Genomic DNA, 518 nt, shown 5'->3' with positions numbered 1-518 from the left:
ATGGCTCATACTGATCTGCATCTTGTGCTTTTTCATCAGAGCGATATACTCTTTGGAGCAGTACTGGGAACCCCGGTCCGAGTGATGAATCAGGCCCTGACCCGGCTGACGTTTGCTAATTGCCAACTTGAGCGCCTGTAGAGGGAGTTCTTTTTTCATTGTCGGGGCCATGTGCCAGCCGACCACTTTCCGTGAAAACAGGTCGATGACTGAGGCCAGATACACCCAGCCCTCCAGGGTCCATATATAAGTCATATCCGTGACCCAGGCTCGATTGGGCGCCTCCTGGTGGAACTGACGGTTCAGCAGGTTGGGATAGATCTTCAGATCGTGCCTGGAGTCGGTCGTTGCGATGTATCGATTCTTCGATGTGGCCCTCAGCCCCATGGCTTTCATCCAGCGGGCAATCGTTTTTCGCGAAACGATCAAACCCTTGCGCACCAGTGCTTGATGGATTCGTGGGCTGCCGTAGTGTCCGTGATTCTGATAAAAGACTTGTTTGATCCGTCGCTGTAATT

The 518-nt window shown here is 52.5% G+C and carries 1 protein-coding gene; it reads right to left on the bottom strand.

Going from position 1 to position 518, the window contains the following annotated elements; genetic code table 11:
• The coding region (locus Q6A92_RS18810) for an IS3 family transposase (RefSeq protein WP_332239034.1) at positions 1-504 on the bottom strand (504 nt) is incomplete at its 3' end.
• Positions 505-518 lie beyond the last annotated feature (14 nt).

This window comes from Sporolactobacillus sp. KGMB 08714 (genome assembly GCF_036598985.1).
Lineage (GTDB): Bacteria > Bacillota > Bacilli > Bacillales > Sporolactobacillaceae > Sporolactobacillus.
This window is presented reverse-complemented; position numbering and strand designations above follow the sequence as displayed.